This window comes from Ruegeria sp. CK1, from assembly GCF_056536545.1.
Map to the genome: position 1 here is coordinate 64911 of NZ_JBQFPX010000007.1, position 25427 is coordinate 90337.

The 25427-nt window shown below is 54.7% G+C and carries 22 protein-coding genes and 1 pseudogene; 12 read left to right on the forward strand and 11 right to left on the reverse strand.

Features of this window, described 5'->3' with window-relative positions; translation table 11 throughout:
- Positions 1-89: 89 nt before the first annotated feature.
- From ACR0L3_RS15970 to ACR0L3_RS16000, 7 genes and pseudogenes are all read left to right on the forward strand, one after another.
- Complete coding sequence (locus tag ACR0L3_RS15970) at positions 90-1634, forward strand: ShlB/FhaC/HecB family hemolysin secretion/activation protein (protein ID WP_170334787.1); 1545 nt, start codon at positions 90-92, stop codon at positions 1632-1634.
- Between the two features lie 7 nt (positions 1635-1641).
- Positions 1642-2853, forward strand: a complete 1212-nt coding sequence (locus tag ACR0L3_RS15975) for a hypothetical protein (protein ID WP_480746758.1) — start codon at positions 1642-1644, stop codon at positions 2851-2853.
- A 239-nt stretch (positions 2854-3092) separates the two neighbouring features.
- The gene (locus tag ACR0L3_RS15980; RefSeq protein WP_170567614.1) at positions 3093-3467 is read left to right on the forward strand and encodes a DUF4345 domain-containing protein; all 375 of its coding nucleotides are present in this window, start codon (positions 3093-3095) and stop codon (positions 3465-3467) included.
- Between the two features lie 16 nt (positions 3468-3483).
- Complete coding sequence (locus ACR0L3_RS15985; RefSeq protein WP_170567612.1) at positions 3484-4341, forward strand: DUF302 domain-containing protein; 858 nt, start codon at positions 3484-3486, stop codon at positions 4339-4341.
- Between the two features lie 277 nt (positions 4342-4618).
- Positions 4619-5287: a cysteine hydrolase family protein gene (locus ACR0L3_RS15990; RefSeq protein WP_480746759.1), complete on the forward strand. Its 669-nt coding sequence runs from the start codon at positions 4619-4621 to the stop codon at positions 5285-5287.
- Positions 5232-5575: pseudogene (locus ACR0L3_RS15995) on the forward strand (transposase); the annotation flags it as partial. The gene ACR0L3_RS15990 and the pseudogene ACR0L3_RS15995, both read left to right, overlap by 56 nt.
- 68 nt (positions 5576-5643) lie before the next feature.
- Positions 5644-6102 carry a hypothetical protein gene (locus ACR0L3_RS16000; RefSeq protein WP_170337121.1) on the forward strand — a complete coding sequence of 153 codons (459 nt, stop codon included), beginning with the start codon at positions 5644-5646 and terminating at the stop codon, positions 6100-6102.
- A gap of 187 nt (positions 6103-6289) precedes the next feature.
- On the opposite strand, the gene ACR0L3_RS16005 is transcribed toward ACR0L3_RS16000, so the two are convergent.
- Positions 6290-7246, reverse strand: a complete 957-nt coding sequence (locus tag ACR0L3_RS16005; protein ID WP_170334736.1) for a helix-turn-helix domain-containing protein — start codon at positions 7244-7246, stop codon at positions 6290-6292.
- Positions 7247-7522: 276 nt separating this feature from the next.
- Here ACR0L3_RS16005 and ACR0L3_RS16010 point away from each other — a divergent pair, with 276 nt between their 5' ends.
- Both ACR0L3_RS16010 and ACR0L3_RS16015 read left to right on the forward strand, forming a co-directional pair.
- Complete coding sequence (locus ACR0L3_RS16010; protein ID WP_170334738.1) at positions 7523-9196, forward strand: sulfatase-like hydrolase/transferase; 1674 nt, start codon at positions 7523-7525, stop codon at positions 9194-9196.
- Positions 9197-9291: 95 nt separating this feature from the next.
- Positions 9292-10029, forward strand: a complete 738-nt coding sequence (locus ACR0L3_RS16015; protein WP_480602562.1) for a hypothetical protein — start codon at positions 9292-9294, stop codon at positions 10027-10029.
- A gap of 564 nt (positions 10030-10593) precedes the next feature.
- Here the strand turns inward: ACR0L3_RS16015 and gyrB are convergent.
- Together gyrB and ACR0L3_RS16025 are read right to left on the reverse strand one after the other, a co-directional pair.
- Entirely contained in the window at positions 10594-13011 is a 2418-nt protein-coding gene (gene gyrB / locus ACR0L3_RS16020; protein ID WP_480746760.1) for a DNA topoisomerase (ATP-hydrolyzing) subunit B, read from the reverse strand.
- Positions 13012-13113: 102 nt separating this feature from the next.
- Positions 13114-13686, reverse strand: a complete 573-nt coding sequence (locus tag ACR0L3_RS16025) for a TetR/AcrR family transcriptional regulator (protein WP_480746761.1) — start codon at positions 13684-13686, stop codon at positions 13114-13116.
- A gap of 98 nt (positions 13687-13784) precedes the next feature.
- On the opposite strand from ACR0L3_RS16025, the gene ACR0L3_RS16030 reads away from it, so the two are divergent.
- On the forward strand, positions 13785-14351 hold the full coding sequence (locus tag ACR0L3_RS16030) for a carboxymuconolactone decarboxylase family protein (RefSeq protein WP_480746762.1): 567 nt from the start codon (positions 13785-13787) through the stop codon (positions 14349-14351).
- Here ACR0L3_RS16030 and recF read toward each other — a convergent pair.
- The 7 genes from recF to ACR0L3_RS16065 form a co-directional block, all read right to left on the reverse strand.
- A complete protein-coding gene (gene recF / locus ACR0L3_RS16035) occupies positions 14348-15445 on the reverse strand; it encodes a DNA replication/repair protein RecF (RefSeq protein ID WP_480746763.1) in 1098 nt (365 codons plus the stop codon). The genes ACR0L3_RS16030 and recF overlap by 4 nt on opposite strands.
- Positions 15446-15484: 39 nt before the next feature.
- Positions 15485-16606, reverse strand: a complete 1122-nt coding sequence (gene dnaN / locus ACR0L3_RS16040) for a DNA polymerase III subunit beta (protein ID WP_480746764.1) — start codon at positions 16604-16606, stop codon at positions 15485-15487.
- 227 nt (positions 16607-16833) lie between these two features.
- Positions 16834-18231: a chromosomal replication initiator protein DnaA gene (gene dnaA / locus ACR0L3_RS16045; protein ID WP_480746765.1), complete on the reverse strand. Its 1398-nt coding sequence runs from the start codon at positions 18229-18231 to the stop codon at positions 16834-16836.
- 553 nt (positions 18232-18784) lie between these two features.
- A complete protein-coding gene (rpsT, locus tag ACR0L3_RS16050) occupies positions 18785-19048 on the reverse strand; it encodes a 30S ribosomal protein S20 (RefSeq protein ID WP_170351928.1) in 264 nt (87 codons plus the stop codon).
- 234 nt (positions 19049-19282) lie between these two features.
- Complete coding sequence (locus ACR0L3_RS16055; protein WP_480746766.1) at positions 19283-20059, reverse strand: enoyl-CoA hydratase; 777 nt, start codon at positions 20057-20059, stop codon at positions 19283-19285.
- Between the two features lie 66 nt (positions 20060-20125).
- A complete protein-coding gene (gene mutM, locus ACR0L3_RS16060) occupies positions 20126-20977 on the reverse strand; it encodes a bifunctional DNA-formamidopyrimidine glycosylase/DNA-(apurinic or apyrimidinic site) lyase (RefSeq protein ID WP_480746767.1) in 852 nt (283 codons plus the stop codon).
- A complete protein-coding gene (locus ACR0L3_RS16065) occupies positions 20935-21603 on the reverse strand; it encodes a hypothetical protein (RefSeq protein WP_480746768.1) in 669 nt (222 codons plus the stop codon). Before ACR0L3_RS16065 ends, mutM begins: the two co-directional genes overlap by 43 nt.
- A 179-nt stretch (positions 21604-21782) precedes the next feature.
- Between ACR0L3_RS16065 and ubiE the strand changes: the two genes are divergently transcribed.
- Together ubiE and ubiB are read left to right on the forward strand one after the other, a co-directional pair.
- A complete protein-coding gene (gene ubiE, locus ACR0L3_RS16070; RefSeq protein WP_480746769.1) occupies positions 21783-22535 on the forward strand; it encodes a bifunctional demethylmenaquinone methyltransferase/2-methoxy-6-polyprenyl-1,4-benzoquinol methylase UbiE in 753 nt (250 codons plus the stop codon).
- A complete protein-coding gene (gene ubiB, locus ACR0L3_RS16075; protein WP_480746771.1) occupies positions 22535-24064 on the forward strand; it encodes a 2-polyprenylphenol 6-hydroxylase in 1530 nt (509 codons plus the stop codon). The genes ubiE and ubiB overlap by 1 nt, the downstream gene beginning before the upstream one ends.
- 96 nt (positions 24065-24160) lie before the next feature.
- Here the strand turns inward: ubiB and ACR0L3_RS16080 are convergent, their stop codons facing one another.
- Complete coding sequence (locus tag ACR0L3_RS16080; RefSeq protein WP_480746772.1) at positions 24161-25336, reverse strand: acetyl-CoA C-acyltransferase family protein; 1176 nt, start codon at positions 25334-25336, stop codon at positions 24161-24163.
- Positions 25337-25427 lie beyond the last annotated feature (91 nt).

Sequence of the window (25427 nt, forward strand, 5' to 3'; positions counted from 1 at the left end):
AATATATTCGAGTAGCGTCAGGTTCACACATGCGAACCACATAATAACATTGGACTTCAACATGCTCAGTCACTTTAAGGTTGTCAAAAATGCGCGTATTCAGCTCAGTTGTTTTTGCGATCATTTGCACTCTTGTGGCCACTGCATCAGTTCCAAGAAGTAGCATTGCCCAAACCTGGGACATCGCGTCCCAGCACTCGGTCAGCGGCGTAACGGTGTATGATGCGGATGAGCTGTTAACTTTTGCCGGTCAATTGGCCTTCAATCGGTCTGGGCGCATCACAGCGGTGGAGGTCGCATCAACGATTACTCAGATCTACCGAGAAGACGGTTACTTTTTGGCTGAGGCCTGGCCCGGTCCCGATGGGCAGAGCATAATTGTTGATGAAGGGCGCATTCAAACCATCGAAATTGAAGGCGTAGATACTCGCACGTTCCAAACACTAGAGAAGATTTTTCAGCCCCTCACCACCGCATATCCAATAACTCTAAAACGATTTGAGCGGGCGGTTATGCTAGCCGAGGACATACCCGATTTGGACGTGTCGACCGAACTTGATTACCCGGATCAGGCTGGTGCTCGGCTGAGAGTATTGGGAGAACCTCTGCGCAAACAAGCCGGTAGTGCGACACTAGACAACCCTCCGCGTGAGCTTGGGGAAGCGCTCAGTTTCTATGTCGTACAAGAGTTTTATTCGACACTGACCGTTGGGGATCTGCTGCGATTTGAGGGTTCAGGCAATTACAATTGGGACAAAGACGATGAACACTCTTTATGGGGCGCTCTTACCTATCGCACCCCGCTGAACAGTAATGGTCTGTACGGTGAGATCTTCTACGGGAACATAAACGCAAAACGTGACCTCTCAGGAAATTTTGCTAGAACAGATATTGACGGCGAGAACTTCACCGTCGCGATGGGTTACCCCGTAATCCGAGATGTAGCCCGATATGGATACTTTCTGCTGGATTATCGCCTTTCAAAAGCGGACTCAGTCAGTGGCGGCGTTCCATTATCCAGTGACGCGAGTGTCGTTGGCCTTACTTATCTTTACGGGCAAAACTATCCAAAGGGACAAGCTCTGGAAGCGGGGCTAACCTTATCTTTTGGCGATAATGACAATGAAACGACAGACGCGAATTTTGACGACGGGGACTCTTCGTTCTGGCATCTACGAGGCGGCATCGGATACGAAAGCCCACTAACGGGCTTGTCGCCCAACACAGCTTGGCGCACCGAGATCTGGGGGCAGTACACAACAGACCGGCTGCCCTCTGTCGAAGAGTACTTCCTTGGTGATCGCTACGCTTTGCGCGGATATCGTTTTGACGAAGTGGATGGTGATTCCGGGATTTCCGCGATTTTCGAAGTGTCTCATTCCTACTTCCCCAGTTCCCAGAGCATCCATCGCTTAACACCCTTTGCCTTTTTCGACGTGGGTTACATCTCGAACAATGACCCTGCGAGTTTTGAAGTTGACAATGCTACACTGGCATCGACAGGTCTCGGGTTGGACATTGAGTTTAAGCAAAATCTATTCCTGTCCGGATATGTCGGTGTCCCTTTGAGAGACGGCCCTTTGACCGACTCTGGCGATCCTGGCGCGTATCTTGCTCTGACAACAAGTTGGTGAGGATGTTATGAAACTGAACCGAATTGCTGTACTTACCGCAACTTGTCTAATTGCAGAACTGGCCGCTACTCAGGTCTTTGCCCGCGGAAATCACTACGGGTGGTGCCGAGGCGTAGGGAACCCACACCAGTCGAGCCAAGGATGCGGGCAGGCTGGTGGGCAAGGGGCAGGTAATCAAGTTACTGGCCCAACTCAGCCGGTGGCAAATCAGTTGCCGCCTAAGGGAACGCAGCAAACGCCCACGTCCGTTACTGTTCCAGTCCTTGCGCCGGGCGCGGTCCCGAACGCAGTTCCCGGTCAGGTTCCTATTGCGACACCAATAGCGGTTCCTGGTCAGGTTCCCACGCCGGTAGTAGCGCCGACCCTAACTCCGCCTCTGGCACCAAACGCGACACCAAACCGGGTTCCGACAGCTGTTCCAAATCAGGTTCCGCCATTGGCTACTGGTCCCACCGCGGTGCCCCCGCAAGTTCCGACTGCAACTCCCAATCAAGTTCCGGTCGCTACCCCTGGCCAGGTTCCGCCTCAACCCACCGGCCCAACAGCGGTGCCGCCACTTGTGCCCACCGCAACACCAAACCAAATACCAGTCGCAGTTCCTGGTCAGGTCCCACCTCAGCCCACTGGACAAACTGCTGTGCCACCGCTCGTCCCGACTGCAACACCAAACCAGATTCCGGTCGCAGTGCCCGGCCGTGTTCCGCAACCCAGCGGTACTACGGCGACACCACCGCTTGTCCCAACCGCAACCCCCAATCAGGTTCCCACGGCGGTTCCTGGCCAGGTTCCACAGTTGACACCAAAACCGACGGCAACTCACGTGGCCGTCCCAGGACATCCGAAACCTCAAGGCGTCGTGACAATCATGCGCCCCAAGCCGAGGCCGACAACCGGTACTGTCCAGCAACCTGACACAACACAAGTGACCCACCATGTAACCCACCAAAGTAATGCGAAGAAACACGATCACGTCGCAGCAACACCTGGACGACATGACCCGCACGACCTACCGAGATTCCGCGACGCGGCAGCCAAGGAAGACTGGGAATGCGTAGCCAGCGGATTTGGACAGCGCCGGTATGATGCTGGGCGAGGCGTGTTGCTGAACAACGGAGCGTTGCGGCACCTCGGAAACGTGGACGCAATGGCACGGGATGTACCTGCTCGGCATCCAAAACACTCTGGCTGCATTATTTCGGTCAAACGAAAGCAGCAGTAGCGCCAGGCACATCTTGAAGCCTTAGAGGAATTCTTCCGAGTGGGAAGCTGGTTTCCAACCAAGGTTAAGTTGACGAATAGACATCAACCGAAGGTGTCATCTCTCAGAAGGTTAATGAGGCATACAATATGCCTTTCTGAGTGCTGTTTGGGCATCCGGCTCGAATCATCGGATGCCCTAAAAAAAAACCGACTAGGAATTTCGCAAAAAAGCGAAACCTCTACGAGAAGGAGTCCTCCATGAGTGCTAGAATAGTCCTTCTGCTTGCTGCCGTCGGCCTCGTGCCAATTGCGTTTTCATACGGTCTGATGCCCGACAGTTCGATCCCAGTTTTGCTGGGATTTCCAGTGGAAGGGACGAACCAAACCCACGTGTTCCGAGCGATTATGGGTCTTTACCTGGCAAACGCGTTGTTTTGGTTGGCGGCTGCTTCGAAACCAGAATTACAACGCCCTGCGCTTTGGGTTCTGTTTTTGTTTATGTCGGGACTGGCTGTTGGACGCATGCTAAGCATTCTTATCGATGGAGTTCCAAACGGGTTGCTTCTATTTTACCTTGCGGCCGAGATAGCTTTTGCAGCTCTGGCGGCGGTTTCCCTGAGAAAAGTACAATGAAACAGGAAGTGTTAAAGTGCTGAGGTTTTTCTTTGTTCTCTCGATCATTACAACTGCGTCGGTTTCGACATCCGGTCTGGCTCAATCGTCATCTGTCCAGACTGCGGTGGACAAAAACTTTTTAGAGCTTGAGACTGCCGTTGTCGAAGCGGGAGCTACTCCAATCGCATCGATAGATCACGCGCGCTTGGCCAAAGCTGAAGGCGTAGTAATGCCAGCATCACGTGTACTCATTTTCTCTGATCCAGAGATAAACACGCCCATTCTGGAAGAGAACATACGAGCAGGTTTGGACCTTCCTTTTCGCGCTCTTTCCTTCGATCAGGATGATCGCCCGCAGATCGCCTATACAGACTCTCAGTTTCTCAAAGTGCGGCATGGTCTGAATGACACCCAAGCGTTAAATACATTTGAAAGCAAGCTGCTCGAAGTTCTGAACGGCTTGGATGCAGCACCAGCGCCAATCAGCGGATTGTTTGCCGACTATGGGGTCATCGAACTGCGATCTCAGCTCAGCGTACCAGAGGCAGTCGAACGTCTCAGGACAGCCGTGATGGGGCAGGACGATACTGTCTGGTTTGGGGAAATCGATTTTGCGACCGAAGCGTCCCAACTGGGGGTGGACCTGCCGGAGGCGGTACTTTTACTGTTCGGCGGACCAGCACCCGGTGGCGTAGCTATGGCGGGCTTTCCGGCAATTGGTTTGGATGCCTTTTGCCAAAAACTACTAGTTTACGCGAATGAAGAAGGCGGCTCCGTAGTGATTTTCAATGACATCGCTGCTTTGGCGAAGTTGCACTACGGTTCTTCAGCCGAACCTCATCACGGTTTGAACAAACGGCTTACCGCAACATTTCAAAACGCAATAGAGTAGCCGCCGGTTGGAAGTCACAATTCTTCTGAATTGCTATATTCCGTAATTGGCTGCCCATTCTGAGCTGGGTACAGACCATCGCAACACTTAACCCCTAACGGCAGTTTGCGGGCAATGTTGCCCTAGGCGCGAGCATATAGTTTTCATTCCAAAACAACGCAGCACGGTCTTGACCATACTCAGTTGCACATTTAGTCAAAATTGATCTGCCCGCTGGGACGACCCGGCCAAGCAAGGGCGTTTTTTTCAGGACGACCTGGCAAATTAGAGGTCGAACATGACAACTAAAACCAAACAAGCCAGGAAACTGATCGAGGGTAGACCTGCCCTAATCGTAGTCGACATTCAAAAGAGCACGTTTATTGATGACAGCGAAGTACGCTCCATCGACAACATGCCGGGCTACAAACAGCGCATGATCGCTGCGCGTGACTTGGTTGACGCCGCGCATGAGAACAAAGTGCCCGTCATCTTTGTTCAGGAAGTCCATCGTCCCGATCAGGTCGACTTCGGAAGGGAACTGGATGGTGACGAAGACATACATTGTCTCGAAGGTGATCCAAGAACGGAAGTTGCAAAAGATGAGATGGGATATCGCAAAGGTGACTACATCGTACCGAAGCGACGGTATTCTGCATTTTTTGGCACCGATTTCGAAATCCTGCTGCGCGGTTTAAAGGTAGACACACTTTTGTTGTGCGGCGGGCTGACAGATGTTTGTGTGCACTACACATTCGTCGATGGCCACCAATCAGACTACTTCTGCCGCGTAGTAGAAGATTGCGTTGGCGGGTCATCTGTCCAAGCCCATGAAGCTGCTCTCAAAGCAATGGATGAGCCTCCCCATCTAAACTGGTCCGCCGTTATGTTTAGGAAACGGAGGACCACGAATGGCAAACAAGAGACCGAAGCCCGAAGAGATTGTCTCGAAGTTACGACAGGTTGAAGTTCTGATGGGGCAAGGGATGTCCCGTCTTGATGCGATCAGGCAGATCGGCGTTGTTGAACAAACCTATTACCGCTGGCGCAAGAAGTACGGCGGAATGGGCGTAGATCAGTTGAAAGAACTGAAGCGGCTTCAGAAAGAGAACGAGCGGCTGAGGCGCGCGGTGTCTGATCTGACTCTGGACAAACTGATCCTGACGGAAGCCACAAAGGGAAACTTTTGAGCCCCGCTCGTCGTCGTGCCTGCATCGATCATGTTCGTAGCCAGCTCAAAGTATCTGCTATGCGTTCCTTTCCTAGCAATAAATTTCGTAGTCTCTATCATGCTGGTTTTGCCCCACTGTCGAAGGAAACAACATGTTGCGTTCAATGCTTATCCCCGCAGTTCTCTTTGCGCCTCATTGTCTGACTGCTGCAGAGAAAGTGTCGGCAACGAACTTCTATGTCGTCAACCAAGAGCAAATTTCCGCGGGCGAGGACGTGTTCTGGAAAGAGGACAACTATGGGACTTATACCGTTGACGAGGGACCAATCGATCCTGGTTTTGTCCGGTGCGTGGGCTCGGGTTTCGGCGGACCCAGCGGTGTCAGCGGCGGTGGCGTCTGTGTTTATGGTGAAGAAGAGGACACGTTCACCATGAGATGGGAGGTTGTTGCCTTCGGCGTCAACAACTGGCGGATTGTTTCCTCCACCGGCAAATATTCGGGGATGACTGGAAGTGGAACGACCAAAACACGTGTGGCGTCAAAATTCCTGGCGCTACCGCACCGTATTTCTGACTGGGAAGGCGAGGTTGCCTTGCCCGCTAGGGATTGAAACTCGAACTGAAATGGTCGGGGATGATGCTGATTTGAAAGGTTGGCAAAGCCCGCATTGGGCTTGTTGTCGCCTTTCGTTACTTTTCACATTAATGACCGGTGGCAGCCCTAAGCGGACCTTCAAAATCCGACTTTGCAATTCTAGTGTTGCGGACAAGTTAGGCCGCGGACTGCCAAGCTCTGTTTCAGTTCATTTTGCCTGACAACGTTTGTGTCGGCAGTTGTCCAAAGAGTGCTCTGTAGTCTCGCGCGAACTGACCCATGTGCCAAAATCCGTAAGCGTTTGCGATGTCCGATATACTCTCCTCTGGCGAGCAGGATACCAGTTCATGGCGCACAGCACCGAGACGGGCTCTTAGATAAAACTGCTTGGGGCTCACCCCATATGTTTCCTGAAACGCGCGACGAAGAGTGCATGTGGATACCTGAATATCTGCACATACCTCACCGATTGACACGTTATCCATCAAATGGGCCCGCATGAACTCAACGGCTTGTTGTGCTAAACGGGTTCTATTTTTACTGTTTCGCCGATCACTCCATTTTTCGCCTACCACCAGCATTTCCAGAAGCTCTAAGATCATATCACTCTCTTCACTATCAGAGCTTGGTCCGGCCGCTGATCCAATTAGAAAGCGCGCTTTGTTTTTGACTAAGTAATGCAGCTTGCCAGCGTCGCTAACGAAGGATCTTAAAGCGTCATTTCGCACGGTGCTGATATCAAGACCGCAATCGTCGGCGATCCGTTGAGCCCTTCGGATGTCGATGCCAAAGGTCAGGCCTGTGAGCGTTGAATTGCTCACGCCTTCAAAAGGGTCTCCGCTACCAAAATTCATCAGAGCGGTGTCTGAGGGTGAGCCGTTAAGCCAAGTTCGTACACTCCCTTTGTCTGGTAAGCCAAACGCTAGAATGTCAGGGCGAGAAACTCCGGTTTGGTACACAGCCTTATCAAACGACAAATCAATCATTTGAAGGTCAAGACCTGCCCAAACGGATACCGAAGAGTTCATAGTTCCCTCTTCAATTTGACGTAGCTCGACATCCCATTGGGACAGCTCGCGGAATTGCGAAGGGTCCTGCAAAAAAAGTGTGTTTGGGGCGCAGGTTTTTTTGGGGGCTGATCGTTTTTTGATGTCGTCCATTCCGCCCCGCAGGTAGTTTTCATGAAATGTTATTCGAATATGTAGGCGTGGACAATTGCAAGACAAAGCAGACAAATCGAGAGGGAAGAGGTTCGGACGCCCATCGTTGCCTGAAGATACTGTGCGCACCGAACGCGTCGTAACGCTGCTAACCAAAAGCGAAAAAGAGTTGTTGCGCTCACAGGCTGAAGACAGCGAACTCTCCCTTTCAACCTTTTGCCATCATCTGATCCTTGAAGGTCTGAAAACAAGTATATCATGAAACAGGGGTATCTCATGAAATCAAAACTGTTCCTCTCCGCGCTGGTCTTTGCCGGCTCCGCTATCACGGCGGCAGCTCAGGACAGCAATATCGTGCATGATGCGGAATACTATGTGCTGAAGCAGCAAAACGAAGCCGTTTGGGTCGAGAACGACGCACAGGTTGACCAACTGCTGGCCGATTTTCGTGAGAAAAACGGAGGGAACCCTCCAAACATCTTCTACATCCTTATTGACGACATGGGTTTTGGCGACATGGGTATGCCCGAGATGAACGCGATACGCGGGTATTCGACGCCCAATATCAACGCGCTCGCAGAGGAAAGCATGCGGTTTGCGCGCATGTATACCGAGCCGTCCTGCACACCGTCGCGGGTCGCCTTCATGACGGGTCGCCAGCCGTATCGCAATGGGATGGGCGATACCGCCGTCGATATTTCAGGTTTTGGCCTTGCCGATGAAGAAGTCACAATTGCCGAAGTTCTGAAATCCGTAGGCTACAACACCTCGCATGTTGGCAAATGGCACATGGGCGACATTCAGGAATCCTGGCCTACTTATCAGGGCTTTGACTACGCCGCGTTCCCCATCCATCAGCAGGGCCAGTTGGCCATCTTCAACGAAGATGCAGCCAAGGAAGAAATCACCATGGCCATAGGGGAAGACAACTACAACTCCAAATACACGCTGGATGATTGGTTTCGCCCTGATCCGGGACACATGATTACCGGCCTTGAAGCTGTTATTGGCGGGGAGGTCCGCGAAGTCCATATGGAACCGGGTGAGAAATGGACCCAGGACAAATATAATGAAATGAACATCCGCTATCAGGCACAGGCGATGGAGCAGTTGCGCCTGCTAGCAGAACGGGATGAACCGTTCTTCCTGCAATACTGGCCGCTTGTCCCTCTGTCGACAACGCGCACGACGAGAGAAGCGTTCACGACACCCAACGGCGGTACATTCGTTGAAAGCATGGAAGAGTTGGATGAATGGATAGGGGTCGTTCTGAACGAAGTCGATGCGCTGGGGCTCAGGGATAATACCCTGATCGTTTTGATGGGCGACAACGGTCACTTCACCAAATATGCCCCCGGCAGTGGGTTTTCGCCGCTGGTCTTCCGCGGCGGCAAGGCCGATACGTCTGAAGGAGGCGTTCGGGTGGACGCGTTTGCCCGCCTGCCCGGCTTGATCGAGGGAGACTCAATTGTATCTGACATTATTCATATCTCTGATTTGTTCACGTCAATTGCGCGTATCGGCGGAGCGATGGATGCCATCCCCCGCGACCGGATCATTGACGGTGTCGATCAGACGTCCCTGATGTTTATTGGCGATACGCATGGGCGCAGGGATCATGTACTGATCTACTCGATCAATTCGCTGAAAGAGGTGGTAAAGGAACACATCAAACTCAAAGTTCCGGCCAAAGGTGAAAATGCTATCGTGGCCAAGTTCTACAACCTGTTCCGCGACCCCCGCGAAGAACAGAGCGTATCGACCGAGATCGGAGCATGGGCTGGACATGAGTTTAACCGCATTATTGCCCGCCACCTGAAATTCAAGGAAATGTACCCCGATCAACCAGCCGCGACTGGACGTCCCTATGAAGGTATCGTGAACCTTCGTCCTGAAACCGTCGCAGCGGTGGATGCCTTTGTCGCCAAGCGGGACATTCAGCCCGACTAAAAGGTGAAGCTGATAAGAGTCATGCAAGCCCCGCATCAGATGATAATATGCTTGATGTGGGGCTTGGCATCCACAACAAAAATTCTGGAAACAATATGAAAATCCAAGCGCTTGTCCTTGCATTGGCGACTGGCATTGTTGCGGCCTCAGCAATCGCCGATGAAAACGCTTCAAACCCTTTGGCCGCAGTCAATAACACGGACATCCGGTATCAGTATTTTGATTTGGGCAACGGTGCTGACAAGCAGGACGCCTTTATAGATGGCGCATACATGCTGCGGCCTGATCTGAAACTGAAATATGAGTTGCACTACAACTCAACGGATGTGACTGGAACTCGGTTCACTGACTTTGAGAAATTGAGCCTCAAAGCGATCTATTTCCCTTCTCAGAGACCGCTCAACGAAACGTGGGCCATCAAGTCGGCCATTGGTCTGGAGTGGATACTGGACTTTGGCGACCCGGAAAAAGGGATCGGAACCGGGTCCGATCAAATTGCGCCTTTTGGCGGGTTCGCCTTTGCAAACACAAAATCAGGGCTGACGCTGATCCCACTGCTCCAGCATTTTGCTTCATACAATGGCCCGACGGACATAAACCAAACCGCGATGCGGTTGATTGCGCTACAACCGTTTGGCGATGGGTACTGGGCCAAGGCTGATATCAAAGCACCATATGACTGGGAGAACGATGCTTGGCCAGCTACCGCTGAGTTCCAGATTGGCAAGAACCTCAGTCCTGGCATCGCAATTTATGCTGATTTCCTCATCGGCATAGGTTCCGACCGCCCCTACGATAAAGGTGCCGGCTTAGGTTTGCGTTTCAACTACTAGTTCACCCACACCCAACCTCGGCGAAGATCATCTATGTCACAGTCCAGAAATCTGTTCAGCCATTTGTTTTCTGCGTTTATCTTGACCCTTCCTGGAACTGCCTTGAGCCAAACCCTGCCCGCTCCGGGTCGGTAGGAAATAAATTGGCGTCACGCCGCATCATTCTATCTGTTCACTCCGCTCTGAACTCGGGGAAGATCAACAGTCTCTGGGCGATCCGCTGAGATGGATTTGAACCTTGAAACTGAATCCGTCGTTCGAGCTTCTAATCATCAGCCAGCGATGCTTAGGCCCAGAGTTCTGAGAAAATAGACTTCTATTACGATCTGTACCCAAGACTTTGCAAAGTCCGCTTTCTGCGCATCGCAGACCTTCGCGAGAATCCAAGGTTCCTTAGGGAGGCCCTTTGCGGGATTGAGCAATGCAAAGGGCCATATCCGCGACGACTAAGCCATAAACTGATTGAATTCGTCGCTAATGCAGACAAACGCGCAGCGCAAAACTATGGGCGAACTACGTAAACTTATGGGGTGCGCGAAGTGTTATGCGCAAACCTACACCGACCTAGAAGTCCAAATTCTCGACGCTCAGCGCATTTTGCTGGATGAACTCACGGCGGGGTTCTACCACGTCACCCATCAGCTTGGTGAACAAGTCATCAGCTTCGACCATGTCGTCGACGCGCACCTGCAACAAGGTGCGGGCATCCGGGTCTAGTGTGGTTTCCCACAACTGATCTGGGTTCATCTCGCCCAGACCTTTGTAGCGTTGCAGAGACAGGCCTTTTTCGCCCTCTTCGAGAATGGCGCGCAGCAAATCCAGCGGCCCGTGGATCATTTGGCTGCGGTCGCGTCGGACCAGGGTGGCCGGGGTGTTGTAAACCTCTTGCAGACTTTTCGTGAAGCTGCCGGTCTTGCGCGCCTCGCCTGAGCGCAGCATTGGGCCGTCCAGCGTGCGGACCTCTTCAACGCCGCGCAGGATGCGGGCCAGACGGATGCCATGATCCTGCGTGATCCGACCTTGCCATCCACGTTCGTATTCCAGCGCGATTAGATCGAGACGGGCGGCGACCTTGTCGGCCACGCCCTGTAGGTCAGCGTCTACAGCGCCGGGAACGAAGGCTCCGGCGACAGCAGCTTGCTCAAGAATGTGACGCGGGTAATGCGTCGGGAATGCATCAAGTACACGCTTCAGTTGGCGTGCTTCGTCGACCACGCGGGTCAGGTCTTGGCCGATGATTTCCTCACCCGAGCCCAGTTTCAGCACTGCGCCTTCAACACCCTGATTGATCAGGTAGTCATCCAGCGCCGCCTGATCCTTAAGATAAACCTCTGATTTACCGCGCGAAACCTTATAGAGTGGTGGCTGCGCGATATAGAGATATCCGCCCTCAATCAGTTCCGGCATCTGCCGGTAGAAGAATGTCAGCAGCAACGTCCGGATATGTGCACCGTCCACGTCTGCGTCAGTCATGATGACGATCTTGTGGTAGCGCAGTTTTTCGATGTTGAACTCATCGCGGCCGATGCCGGTGCCCAGCGCCATCACGAGGTTGCCGATCTCCTGGCTCGAAAGCATCCGGTCAAAACGCGCACGTTCAACGTTCAGGATTTTTCCGCGCAGCGGCAAAACAGCCTGAGTCAGCCGGTCCCGACCGGTTTGAGCTGACCCGCCAGCCGAGTCACCCTCGACCAGAAAAACTTCGGTCTTGGACGGATCTTTCTCGGAGCAGTCTTTCAACTTACCCGCCAGATAGTTCACATCCATCGCCGTCTTGCGGCGTGTCAGTTCTCGCGCCTTGCGCGCAGCCTCACGGGCCAATGCAGCCTCGATGATCTTGCCGACGATGCCCTTGGCCTCATTTGGGTTTTCCTCAAACCATTCGGCCAGTTTCTCGTTCATCAACCCTTCGACCGCCGGACGCACTTCGGACGACACCAGCTTGTCTTTGGTCTGAGATGAGAATTTCGGGTCAGGCACTTTGACCGACAACACGCACGTCAGACCTTCGCGTGCGTCGTCACCGGTGAAGCTGACTTTTTCCTTCTTCGCGATCCCGCTGGATTGCGCGTAGTTGTTGATCGTCCGGGTCAGAGCACCCCGGAAACCAGCCACGTGCGTACCACCGTCCCGCTGAGGGATGTTGTTGGTGAAGGGCAGAACCGTCTCATGGTAGCTGTCATTCCACCACATGGCGATTTCGACACCAATGTCGTCGCGCTCGCCCTTGATGTAGATCGGTTCGGGCATGGCCGGAGATTTGGAGCGGTCGAGGTATTTGACGAATTCCTTGACGCCGCCTTCGTAGAACAGCTCGGTCTCCAGACGCTCAGCGGGGCGTTCATCGATCAGAATGATCCGCACGCCCGAATTCAGAAAGGCCAGCTCGCGCAGGCGTTTTTCCAGCGTATCAAAGGAATATTCGAGGTTCGAAAACGTATTGGTTGAAGCCAGAAACCGCACTTCAGTCCCGGTGCGGTCGCCACATTCTTCGACGACTTTGAGATGTTCAGAGGTCTCGCCCCCTTCAAAGCGCGCCACATGTTCCTTGCCGTTGCGCCAGACACGCAGCTCCAGCCAGTCCGACAGCGCGTTCACCACCGAAACACCCACGCCGTGAAGGCCACCCGACACTTTGTACGAGTTGCTGTCGAACTTACCGCCCGCATGCAGTTGGGTCATGATGACCTCGGCGGCTGATACGCCTTCTTCGGGGTGGATATCCACCGGGATTCCGCGCCCGTTGTCGCTGACTGAAACGCTGGAATCAGCGTGAATCTTCACAGTCACATGATCGGCATGACCAGCCAAAGCCTCGTCAATTCCGTTGTCCACGACCTCATACACCATATGGTGCAGACCCGAGCCATCGTCCGTATCCCCAATATACATACCAGGGCGCTTGCGAACCGCCTCTAAACCTTTGAGAACTTTGATGGAATCTGCGCCGTATTCTTGTGGTGCCTGTGCGTCTTCGGACATGCCGTTCGTACCTATATTATTTTGGTATCTTATACGTTTTCTGGTGGGGAATGTCACGCGCTGCCCCAAGATTTTGTGCTGCGGGTAGAGTTTATTTGCGGATCACAGCCGATCCAGATCGGCGGCGATATCTGCCGCGATTTCAGCTGCATTCACATCATCCCGCTCCGCCGACAATCGCAGCCCCAAAAAGTCGGACTGATACCGGGCTGCAAGCCTTTCTGGATCATGGGTACTGCCGATTTCTCCTGCCTCTTGCGCACGGCGAAACAGCTCTGCAAAACAGGCCTTCATCGCAACCATATGAGCGCTGGCCTGACCAGCCAGATCGTGCTGACGTGCCTGCAATTCGGCAAAAGTCTTGGTGAGCATACAGGCCTTGGTGGGCATTTTTGACGAATCGACAACCAGACGCGGGTGGGATTTTAGCGCACCCAGCGGCCCCAGTTTTTCTGCCAAAGCTTTTATATTGGCCATGCCGTCTTGGGCATAGCGCTCCAACGCCAATGCATAAAGCGCATCTTTCGAGCCGAACGCCGCATAAAAACTGCCCGGCTTCAACTTCAGTTCCCGCTCAAGATCCTTCAGCGACGTACCAGCCCAGCCGTTACGCCAAAAAATATCGCGCGCCTGTGCGATTAGCGCATCTCGGTCATAAGAAGGTTTTCTGGGCATGGTCTTCACTAATTTTTGAACGATCACTCAAATATATAGTTGAGCAATCGCTCAAGAAACCCTATTTTTGCGTCATCGCGCCAAAAAAGGAGTCCAACATGGCCAATTTTCCGTCTCACGACCTTGAAACCGCCCCCGAGGGGTCCAAACCGCTGCTGGAAAAATCGCAGGCCGCTTTTGGCCGTCTGCCCGGCCTGCACAAAGTGATGGCTGAAAGCCCACAACACTTGGAAGGTTATCAGGTTCTGCACGGCTTGTTCCTGCAAACCGATTTCGACAATGACGAGAAAACCGTCGTCTGGCAGACCATTAACGTGGAAAACGAGTGCCACTATTGCGTGCCCGCCCATACCGGCATCGCCAAGATGATGAAGGTTTCGGACGAGATCACAGAAGCCCTGCGCAACGAAACACCGCTGCCCAACGCCAAGCTGGAAGCACTGCGTACCTTCACCCTGCAAGTGATGGAAACCCGTGGCAATCCGTCCGAGGAACAACTGCAAGCGTTCTTTGACGCCGGTTATTCACACCGCGCTGTGCTGGATGTGGTTCTAGGCTTGGCGCAGAAAACAATGTCGAACTATGTGAACCATATGGCGCAAACTCCGGTCGACGAGGTCATGCGCGGTTTCCTGTGGGAACGGAAGGTCGGCGAACCGGCCTAAGCGGTCACGACCGAGCCCTCATCGCCTTCGGTTACAACGAGCGTTTGGGCCCGGTCCCCCAATTCCGCGAACAGTTCAGGCCCGGTGCCCGTCATCCAGGCCTGAGCGCCCAGCGCACATATCTCGTCATACAGCGCCGCGCGCCGCCCCGCGTCTAGATGGGCAGCAACCTCATCCAATAGCACAATCGGCGGCGCCCCTATCATCCCGGCCAAAGCGCGTGCGTTGGAAAGGATAAGGGAAACCAAAAGAGCCTTTTGCTCGCCCGTTGAGCAGTCTTTGGCTGGCACACCTTTGGCGGCGAACACTCCATACAAGTCTGACCTGTGCGGCCCGACCAATGTGCGACCAGCTGCCAAATCGCGGAAGCGGCTTTCATTCAGGGCCTCGCGCAGATCGCCTGCTGTCTCTGGCATCTCACCTTCCGTTTGCACCAATTCAAGATTAGCTGAAGGAAACGCCGTCTCTGCTTGCTCCTGAGCCGCACGCAGGTATTCAAGTGCTTTCAATCGAGAGGCGTGTATCTGGTACCCGGTCTCGGCCATCTGACTTTCCAAAGCCGCATACCAATGGGCATCGCGCACTTGGTCTTTCAGCAGACGATTCCGTTCGCGCATGGACTTTTCATAAGTCAGCGACGCCTCGGCATGGGTCGGGTCGAAACTCAGCGCGATACGATCCAGAAACCGCCGCCGTCCTTCAGCCCCCTCGATCCACAGCCGATCCATCGACGGGATCAGCCAAACCACGCGCGCTAATTTCCCCAACTCGATCTGGCTGGAAGCTTTCCCATCAACCCGAACCTGCCGCGCCGCGCCACCTTCAGACCAAGTTTCGACCTCATATTTCTGACCTTGCGCCAGCAAGATACCCGAAAGCTTCCAACCCAGCGCTTCGGGCCGCCGGGTCATCTCGGCTGCGCTTGCCCGCCGCAGTCCGCGACCGGGCGAGAACAAAGAAACCGCTTCAAGAATGTTGGTTTTACCGGCCCCATTCGGCCCGTGTATTGCAACCGGCCGCCCATCCAAGGACAACCGCGCCAGCTTGTGAGATCGGAAATGCGAGACCGTAAGTTCGGTCAGGGCCAAGGTCATGACCCATCCCTTTCGTTCAAAACCACCCCGCCGGAATGATCAGACACGCATTGGCATGACAACATAGACCGCGCTTTGATCATTACCTTCACGCATCAGGGTCGGGTCGCCTGCCGAGTTGAACAAGAACACCGCGTTCTCACGATCCACCTGCGAAGCAATTTCGAGCAAGTACTTGGCGTTGAAGCCAATTTCCAAACGCTCGTCTCCATAGGCCACGGCCAGTTCTTCTTCGGCTGCGCCGCTATCTGGCGCATTCACCGACAGAATCAGCTTGTCCGCATCCAATTGCAGCTTCACGGCGCGTGAGCGTTCCGAAGAGACAGTTGCCACCCGATCAACGGCCTGCGCGAATTCGGCGGCATCCACTTCCAGTTGACGGGTGTTACCCTGCGGAATCACCCGCGTATAATCGGGGAACGTTCCGTCGATCACTTTCGAGGTCAGGGTGATATCCGGCGTTGCAAAGCGCACCTTGGTTTCGCTTACCGAGACAGCAATATCCATCTCATCATCGTCCAGTAGCTTGCGCAGCTCACCCACTGTTTTGCGCGGCACGATCACGCCCGGCATGTCCGCAGCACCATCCGGCAGGTCTGCATCAATGCGCGCCAGACGGTGGCCATCGGTAGCCACACAGCGCAGCACCTTCCCACCCTCGGACCCGTCGGCCACATGCATGTACACACCGTTCAAGTAGTACCGCGTCTCTTCCGTCGAAATTGCGAATTTCGATTTGTCGAACAGCCGCCGCAACAGTGCTGCCGAGGCCTTGAAATTCGATTGATACTCAGAGGACGCCATCACTGGGAAATCTTCTTTCGGCAGTGTCGCCAGTGAGAAGTTCGACCGACCAGCCTCAACCGTCAGACGACCCGCAGCACTGTCAGCCGTCAGCGTTACCAGCGCGCCGTCCGGCAGTTTCCGGACAATTTCGTGCAGGGTCGTCGCCGCTACAGTCGTAGCGCCTGCCTTTTCAACCTGCGCCGGAGCCTTGTCCACCACCTCGATATCCAAATCAGTGGCACGGAACAGGGCCTGATCACCTTCAGCCTCGATCAGCACGTTCGCAAGGATGGGAATGGTGTTGCGACGTTCCACAACGGATTGGGCCTGTGAGACGGCCTTGAGAAGGGTGCCGCGTTCGATGCTGATCTTCATACCCTTAATTCCTCTGACTTGCGTGCCGAAATGGGCGGGACTGGCACGTTAGCGGTTCCACCCTGAGGCACAAGGATTTTTTATGGTTTTCTGGGTCGGAACACTCAAAGCGTCAAGGGCCGCGTGGCCGACTGGGCACAGTTCCTGAGCAACCGTGGATTAAAGCGCACAAGAAAACGCCCCGGGTGTGGGGTCCGGAGCGTTTCCCGAGTGGTAGTGGGTATAGTTCAGGCTTCTAGCGCGCGGCGCAGCATTTCTACGTCTTCTGCGATCTGACCGTCAGTGACTTTCAATTCCTCGATACGTTTGACGCCGTGCATAACAGTCGTGTGGTCGCGCCCACCAAAACGGCGGCCAATCTCGGGCAATGACCGGCTAGTCAGTTGCTTACACAGGTACATCGCCACCTGACGCGGACGGGCATAAGACCGAAGGCGTTTGGGACCGATAATATCGGACAGGCGAATGTTGTAGTAATCCGAAACCTTGCGCTGAATCTCTTCTACAGTGATCTTACGCTCGGACGCGCGCAGCACATCGGCCAGGCAATCCTGCGTTAGCTCCATATCGATCTCGCGCCCCACCAGAGAGGCGAAAGCGAACAGGCGCGTCAGAGCACCTTCCAACACACGCACGTTGGTTGAGATGCGATGGGCCAGAAACTCCAGCACTCCGTCAGCAATGGTCAGGTCAGGGTAGGTGCTGTTGTATTGCAGCACCTTGTTCTGGAGGATGCCCAGACGCAGTTCATAATCGGTGGGGTGAAGATCCACCACGAGACCGCATTGTAAGCGAGACTTCACGCGATCTTCCAGATCCTTGATCTCACCAGGGGCGCGGTCGGCCGAGATGATGATCTGTTTATTCTGATCTACCAGCGCATTGAACGTATGAAAGAACTCTTCCTGAGTCGAATCCTTGCCAGCAATAAATTGCACGTCATCAACCATCAGAACGTCGACCGAACGGAACAGATGTTTGAAATCCATCATTCGGCGTTCCCGCAGGGCTTGAACAAAGCGATACATAAACTGTTCCGCTGACAGGTAGAGCACGTTCAACTCTGGGCGCTTGGTTTTCAACTCCCACGCGATGGCGTGCATCAGGTGGGTTTTACCCAAGCCGACACCGCCATACAGAACCAGTGGGTTGAAGGTGACTGGGCCGCCCTCTGACACACGGCGCGCGGCGGCATGAGCCAGTTCGTTGGGCTTGCCGACCACGAAACTATCAAAGGTGAAACGAGCATCGAGCGGCGCGGCCTGCAGGGACTCTAGTGCATCGTTTGTGGGCTCGGCCTGTTGGGACAAAGACTGAGTCTGGGGACTTTCCTGAATGGGCGCCGGTGCGGCGGCGGATTCGCTGGACGGGCGTGCGGGCGAATTGGCCGCGACACGAAACGCCAAGCGTTGAACCGATTCCCCCGCAGTGTTCATTTCGTACAGAATCAGATCAGCAAAGTTCTGGCTTACGTAATTGCCCATAAAGTTCGTCGGTACCGAAAAAACAGCAACGCCATCCTGCAGCTCTTGGAATTCCAGAGGTTCAATCCAGGTGGTGTAGTTGTTCTTACCGATCGCCTTCAGCAATTTGTTACGCAGTTGTCCCCATTTTTCTTGTGTCATTAAGCGCCTCACGCATCCCATTCTTTTTGGCCTGTCGGCCTTATTACTACGCCCCGGTTGCCCGGTATTAAGCATTCACACGCAAAGGGTACCCATGCGCCAAACCACATGGGTCTGACGGGACTGTCCCCGAAAGTCAGCGCAGCCCAACTGGTGGACACCCAACAGAAGGGCGCCCCGTATGCTGGGTGCGCATCGCAATCTAATTTTTCGACAGGGCTCAGATCTTCGGTAACCCAAAGACCCAGTGCAGATCAGCAAACCGGTCGAGCCTGTTCGCCAACATTCGTTTCACGACCATCCTGATGCCCGTCAGTTTGATCAATGAAACAGCCTGTCCCCCCAAGCGAGTGAATCGCTGACTCAGTGGTAACAAGAGGCCAAGGCGTACGGCAACGAAACTCTGATATTGACTCGGGTCTTTTGCCGAAAGAATCTCTCAGTTTCGTGAAGGCGCGGCATTCCGGCAACAGCAACAAAAAGGCGCCACTGATTGTGACGCCTTTGTAAACAATTAAACCTTGTTTTGTTGACCCAAGGTCAACCTGAGCGATTAACCCAGTGCTTTAACGCGAGCCGACAGGCGCGACATTTTCCGCGATGCGGTATTTTTGTGGAAGACGCCTTTGGTGACGCCGCGCATCAGTTCGGGCTGAGCAGCGCGCAGGGCTGCAGTTGCAGCATCTTTGTCACCGGATGCGATCGCTTCTTCGACCTTGCGCAAATAGGTGCGGATGCGCGAACGGCGCGCTTTGTTGATTGCGAAGCGCTTTTCGTTCTGGCGCGCGCGCTTTTTAGCTTGGGGCGAATTTGCCATGTGTTTCTGACCTTCGTTCGGTACGTTTATCTAGGGTTGCGCGCCACGGACAATTCCGCACCGGATCAAAAATCACGAGTGTGAGTCGGGCCAAGCGGGCCGCACGCGCATGTATAGCGGCGCTAGTTATCCAAGTTTGCAGCCTTTGCCAAGCTGATTCTTTCCTTACGCAATGACCGCCACAAAAAAGGCGGGCCAAGCCCGCCTACTTCGGTTGCGTGTGCGCGTTACTTGTCACTTGTCGCGGAATTGGGCTGCGCGTTTTTCAAGGAAGGCAGCCATGCCTTCTTTCTGATCCTCGGTTGCAAACATCGAATGGAACACGCGGCGTTCAAACAGCAGCCCCTCGCTCAGCGTCACTTCGTAGCTGCGGTTTACGGCTTCTTTCGCAGCCATCGTGCTCAGCTGCGATTTCTCGGCAATCTTCTGGGCGGCGCCGATGGCCTCTTCCATAAGCTTCTTGGCAGGAACGACCCGACTGACAAGACCAGCGCGTTCGGCCTCTTCGGCATCCATGAAACGGCCCGTCAGATTCATGTCCATGGATTTGGACTTGCCAACAAAACGCGTCAGGCGCTGCGAGCCGCCGAGGCCCGCAATGACACCCAGGTTGATTTCGGGTTGCCCAAACTTAGCTGTGTCGGCTGCAATGATAAAGTCGCACATCATCGCCAATTCACAGCCACCGCCCAGCGCATACCCCGCAACGGCTGCGATGATCGGCTTGCGGATTGCACTGAACCGGTCGTTCACATCACCAAAGAAGTTTCCGTCGAACACATCGACAAAGCTTAGCTCGGCCATCTCTTTGATATCCGCACCGGCGGCAAAGGCCTTGTCCGATCCGGTTATAACGATGCAGCGCACTTTGTCATTGGCTTCGGCATCTTGCAAAGCCGTGCACAATTCCGAGATCAGCTGCGAGTTTAACGCATTCAGTGCGTCCGGTCTGTTGAGCTTGATAAGCCCAACGTGGTCTTCGATTTCGACGATGATCGTCTCAAAAGCCATGAGGTGAAAGCTTCCGGTTGTTCCGTTCAGATACGATTCCTTATCACGCGAGAACGCTGGATCAAGCTATCTTTGGCATTGCGCGCAATAGAAGGATGAGCGACCGGACTGAGTGATTCTCTTCACATCTGCCTCACAGCCTTCTGTGCGACATGGCTCGCCCTCGCGGCCATAAACGTCGAAGCTGTGCTGAAAATATCCAAGTTCTCCATCAGCTTGGCGGAAATCGCGCAGGGATGAGCCACCCGCCTGTATCGCGTCTTGCAGCACCTGCCGGATGATCGGAACCAGTGCGGCAACACGCGCCGCAGAAATCTGCCCGGCTTTGCGACGTGGCGACACACCTGCGCGATAAAGTGCCTCACACACATAGATATTGCCCAATCCGGCAACGATTCCCTGATCCAACAGCGCGGATTTGACCGGGGTGTTCTTGCCCCGGAACGCAGAGATCAGGTGTTGCTCGTGGAAATCATTGCCCAAAGGCTCTGGGCCCAACACAGCCAGCAGCTTGTGTTCTTCGGCCGTGGCCGTCGGCATCAAATCCATCGCCCCGAACCGGCGCGGATCGTTGAACGTCACGCGCGCGCCATTGGCCATGTGGAACACCACATGATCGTGTTTCTCGGGCATCGGATGATTGTGCACGAACTGTACCAGCGGATCGCCTGAAACGGTCATTCGCCCTGACATACCCAGATGGATCAATAAGGTTTCACCGCTACTGAGATCGGCCAGAATGTACTTTGACCGCCGCCTCAACCGATCCACACGTTGTCCCGTCAGCCTTTCAGCCATACGCTCGGGGAAAGGCCATCGAAGATCAGGTCGGTTTACGTCTGCCCGTTCGATCACCACGCCCTCCATGGTGGGCGTCAACCCGCGGCGGACCGTTTCAACTTCGGGAAGCTCAGGCATGCACTCTCCTGATTAGTTGCAAGCGCGCGTTCCAACGCATGCACCATTTCATCATGTCCGGTTACATATTTCAGAATTCGCGCTGTCTTCCCATCGGAAAAACGTAAAACATAGTTGCCGCTGTGCCTAAGGCTGATCCCTGAGAGTTTCGTCAAATCATAGTACCGGCGTTGAAACAAAGGTCCCATTGTCACCAGCTCGGTTCCGTCGATCGAGATCGAGTTGGCGAGGTGAAAGACCAAAGTGTAGATCCCCAACAGCATCACAACGACTTTAATCCACAAAAACAATTGTGCATCCTGGGATGGAAGTACGTTCCCTGCACCGGCAAGGTCGGGTCGCACGAAGCTGATGTAGAACAATACGATCAAGACCAATGCCGTCAGAACAATCACCCCCGGCGTTGCTCGAAAGGTTAATCGCGTCAGCGATTGCTTCGCGGGCAACTCGCTGCCAGCCCGAGATATTGAGTCCGTCAGCACGTCGTTGGGAAAATGCCTCGCTGCTGCGTCTAACTTGTCGCCCACCCCTTCTGCGCGACGAACTCTTAAGAAAGTGCGAATGACTGCCCTCAATCGCCAAGCGATGAATAGAAACGCCAATATCGTTGCCAACAAACCTGCCAAAATAAAAACTCCACCAGATTCAAAAATTTATATAAAATGTGCAATCCGTCTTACTGGACGACTAAGGAAAATCTGTGGCGTACCTGTCAATTCGCCGCTCCCTGCTACCTTTTCGCGCGATTGTCTTCCCGGCGCGGGGGCCTATAAGAATGGGCAACACTGACAGAGGCGTCCCTTCAATGTCCGACAGCAACGACAAGACCACCCATTTCGGGTTTGAAACAGTGCGCGAGGCCGACAAGGCCGGACGCGTACAGGGCGTGTTCAACTCGGTCGCCTCGAAATACGACGTTATGAATGATGTCATGTCGATGGGCATCCACCGGGTCTGGAAAGACGCGATGATGGATTGGCTGGCCCCTCGCCCCGGTCAGCGGCTGTTGGATGTGGCGGGCGGAACCGGTGATATTTCATTCCGCTTCCTCAAACGCGCGGGTCACGGCCACGCTACGGTTCTGGACCTGACCGAACCGATGCTGATCGAAGGTCGCCAGCGCGCCGAGGCCGACCAGATGTCTGACAGCCTGAACTGGGTGGTTGGCGACGCGATGTCTCTACCGTTTGAGGATAATACCTTCGACGTCTATACAATCTCGTTCGGGATACGAAACGTCACCCGCCCGCAAGAGGCACTGAACGAGGCGTTCCGGGTCCTCAAACCCGGCGGTCGATTGATGGTGTTAGAGTTTAGTCAGCTGCCAAACGAGGGGCTGCAAAAACTCTATGATCTCTACAGCTTCAACGTCATTCCCCGCATGGGCAAGCTGATCGCCAATGACTATGACAGCTATCAGTATCTGGTGGAATCCATCCGAAAATTCCCCGATCAGGATACATTCCTGAACATGGTCCGAACCGCTGGGTTCGAAAACGCCAAATACCGCAATCTCAGCATGGGTATCGCCGCGCTGCATTCCGGCTGGAAGATTTAATGCGCGGCCCTCACAACATCATCCGCCTGATCCGAACAGGCGCCACATTAGAGCGCACGGGCGCGATGAACGTAGTTCTCGACGCATTTGAAGCACCGCGCGCCTTGCGATTTGTAGCCCACGCACTGGGCAAGCCGTTCCAATGGCTGGGCTACAAAGGTGACCCCAACATGCCTCCGGCGACGCGGGCGCTGACCGCTTTGGGCCCGGCCTACATCAAATTTGGCCAGATCCTTTCGACACGACCAGACGTGGTAGGCGCTGAACTCGCCGCGCAATTGCGTGTATTGCAGGACAAACTGCCCCCCTTTTCCCGCGACGAGGCAATGGCCGAAGTCGAGAAGGAACTTGGCCAACCGGTCGAAGAGGTATTCGAAGACTTCAGCCAGCCAATCGCTGCCGCGTCGATCGCGCAAGTCCACAAGGCGAGGTTGGTCAAGAACGGCGAATATGTTGCTGTCAAAGTCTTACGCCCTGGAATCGAGCGCGCCTTCCGCAAGGATGTCGATGCGTTCTATTTCGCCGCCCGCATCATTGACCTGTTTGCCCCCGGTGCGCGCCGTCTTCGCCCGATGGATGTGATCGAGCACTTTGACGGCGTGGTGCGTGGCGAACTGGACCTGCGTTTGGAAAGTGCTGCCGCCTCGGAATATGCGGCCAATACTAAGGACGATGCCGGGTTCTGGCTGCCACCTGTGGTGTGGTCGCTGTCTGCACGGCGAGTGATGACGCTCAGTTGGGCGGATGGCATTCCGCTAGGCGACAACGCGGCCCTTGATGCTGCTGGTCACAATCGCCGCGATCTGGCTGAACGCGTGCTGCGCCTGTTCCTGCTACACGCTTTGCGCGACGGTTATTTCCATGCCGACATGCATCAGGGCAACCTGAAGGTCGCCGCCAATGGCGATATCATTGCCTATGACTATGGCATTATGGGCCATATCGACGAATACACCCGCCGGGTCTATGCCGAGATCCTCTTTGGATTCATACGGCGCGACTATAAACGCGTGGCCGAGGTGCATTTCGAGGCCGGGTACGTGCCCGCCGACCGGGACGTCGACGAATTCGCCCGTGCCTTGCGCGCCGTGGGCGAACCGATCTTTGGCATGGATGCATCTCAAATCTCGATGGGTCGTCTGTTGAACTATTTGTTCGAGGTCACCGAACGGTTCGGCATGGAAACCCGGACCGAGCTGATCCTGCTGCAACGTACCATGGTTGTGGTCGAAGGTGTCGCTCGTTCTCTGGACCCCCACATGAACATTTGGGAAGTCGCGCGCCCCGTGGTCGAGGATTATATCAAACAATCCATAGGTCCCCGCGCCGCCCTGCGCGACTTTAGCAAAACCGCTTGGGTTCTGGCACGCTTTGGGCCACGTCTACCGGGTTTGGTTGAAAATGCTCTGATTGCGCAGACTCAAAAAGACGAGCCGCAGAAATCTAGCCTATGGTCAACCGCCCTGCCCGCCACCATCGGCGCAATCGCGGGCGCCGCAATCGTTCTGGTACTTTCGGCGCTGAGCTAGGACAAACCCGCCCGCTTCATCTGGCCAAAAATATCCTCGGGGGGAATCACGCCAAGGCGTGATGGGGGGCAGACAGCCCCCCTCAGCGACCGCAAATCAGAGCCGTTCAATAGCAATGGCAATACCCTGACCACCACCAATACACATGGTCACCAAGCCCTTTGACCCACCTGTACGCTCCAGCTCGTAAAGAGCCTTCAGTGTGATTATTGCCCCTGTCGCTCCGACTGGATGACCCAAGGCAATTGCGCCACCGTTTGGGTTCACCTTCGCTGCGTCCAACCCAAGTTCCTGGTTCACCGCCAGAGCCTGAGCCGCAAAAGCCTCATTACTTTCGACCACGTCAAAGTCGTCCACCGACAGGCCTGTTTTGTTCATCAGGTTTCGCACAGCGGGAACAGGTCCAATCCCCATCACTTCTGGTCGAACACCGGCATGGGCATAACCCAGTATGCGCGCTTTGGGCTTCAATCCCGCTTTCTCGGCCGCATCTGCAGTTGCCAGAACCATCGCCGCCGCCCCGTCATTGATGCCAGACGCATTGCCCGCCGTTACACGGCCATCTTTCTGAAATACCGGGCGCAAGCCGGCCAACGCTTCGATGGTCGTCGCCTTGGGATGCTCATCGACCTTAAAGTCGACCATGTCCCGCTTGACCTTGACTTGCACGGGTGTGATCTGGCTGTCAAAATACCCCGCCTCAATGGCCGCAGCTGAGCGGGTTTGGCTAGCCAATGCGAATTCATCCATCTGTCCACGACTGATCTGATGCTCATCCGCTACATTTTCAGCCGTTACGCCCATGTGCCCGGTGCCAAAAGGACAGTTCAGCGCCCCAAGCATCATGTCCAGCGATTTCACGTCACCCATCTTGGCACCCCAGCGCGCCTGCGGCACGATGTAGGGGCTGCGCGACATACTCTCGGCCCCACCGGCTACTGCAAATTCTGCATCCCCCAGCATCAGAGACTGCACAGCCGAGACAATCGCCTGCGCACCCGATCCGCACAATCGATTCACGTTCATGGAGGGTGTGCCGTTCGGAATCCCCGCTTGCATCGCAGCAACGCGGGACAGGTACATGTCACGCGGCTCGGTATTGATGACGTGCCCAAAGACAACATGGCCGATCTGTGCGCCTTCAACTCCCGAACGTTCCAGCGCGGCTTCTGTGGCGACGGTCGCCAGATCAATGGGTGCAGTCGAGGCCAGCGCACCGCCAAAGGTTCCAATTGCGGTACGCGCTCCGTCCAGCAATACGATATCAGTCATGTCAGTCTCCTCCGGGATTCGACGCCAGTATGCATTTGCAGCATAGGCATGTCCCATGAGACGTCCCGTCACGGTTAGAATTGACAATTCG